This is a genomic window from Rhizobium ecuadorense, from assembly GCF_001187535.1.
Taxonomy (GTDB): Bacteria; Pseudomonadota; Alphaproteobacteria; order Rhizobiales; family Rhizobiaceae; genus Rhizobium; species Rhizobium ecuadorense.
The window spans coordinates 1-487 of record NZ_LFIO01001087.1 but is presented as its reverse complement, the minus strand read 5'-3'; the positions used below and the strand labels follow the sequence as shown (position 1 = coordinate 487).

2 pseudogenes are annotated in these 487 nt (G+C 60.2%); both read right to left on the bottom strand.

Going from position 1 to position 487, the window contains the following annotated elements:
- A pseudogene (locus AF337_RS46535) lies at nucleotides 1–166 on the bottom strand (tetratricopeptide repeat protein); the annotation flags it as partial.
- A 20-nt stretch (nucleotides 167–186) separates the two neighbouring features.
- Nucleotides 187–487: pseudogene (locus tag AF337_RS22075) on the bottom strand (MBL fold metallo-hydrolase); the annotation flags it as partial.

Below are 487 nucleotides of genomic sequence, written 5' to 3'. Positions count from 1 at the left end.
CACCAGCATAGTCCTTGGCATCGATCTTGGCCCGCACCGAGGTCAGGTCGGGAGCGTCTGTCGATTGCATGTTGTCGACGGCAAAGGCGGGAAGCGCCGTCACCGCGGAGAAGCCTGCGGATATAGCGCAAAGCCAGATGTATCCGAGAATTGCATATTTCGTCATGGTGATCTCCTTTCGGCCTTTCAGGCCTGGATTGTCGGCGTGAAGCCATAGCCGCTTCCGTCCTTGACAAAGGTGCCGGAGCCAGGGAATGGGAAATGTGAGCCGCAAATCGCGATATTGTCGGCAATGATGCGGTCGATAAGACGGCGGCGCGTGTCGATGGCCGTCGGCCCATCCTGGTCGTAGCTGCCCTGCCATTCAGGATGGGGTGCGAGCAGCGCCGGCACATACATGATATCGGCCGAGACGAGCAGTTGCTTGCTGCCGGAGGCGACAAGATAGGTCGAATGGCCGAGCGTGTGACCGGGCGCGGCGACAAGC